This window comes from Seonamhaeicola marinus (assembly GCF_008085455.1).
On record NZ_VSDQ01000532.1, the window covers coordinates 1 to 297 of the forward strand.

Annotated in this window: 1 protein-coding gene; it reads left to right on the plus strand. The window is 32.0% G+C overall.

Annotation, left to right across the window (positions count from 1 at the left end; genetic code table 11):
* Positions 1-68: 68 nt before the first annotated feature.
* On the plus strand, positions 69-297 hold a 229-nt coding region (locus FUA24_RS08110; RefSeq protein ID WP_148541243.1), incomplete at its 3' end, for a hypothetical protein.

The following is a 297-nucleotide window of genomic DNA, read 5'->3' on the forward strand; positions in this document are numbered from 1 at the left end:
TTCAGAAAAAACCAAATTAAGAATAGTGCTTAAGTGCTTTATTTTGAAGTCTATTAAACACAATTCTTATGAAAAAAATAGTTCTATTATTCGTTTTGGCATTATGCTACAACGTCTCTCATGCGCAATTTGGTAAAATGCTAAAAAACAAAGCCAAAGCAGCAGTAGAGAAGAAGTTAGATAAAAAAGAAACGAGCAGTTCATCTTCAAAATCTGAAAACGCTTCAGGTATGGTTGGCAGTTCTTCAACTGAAAATTCATCAAAAACCGAATATACCGATGAAGAATTTAAAGCTG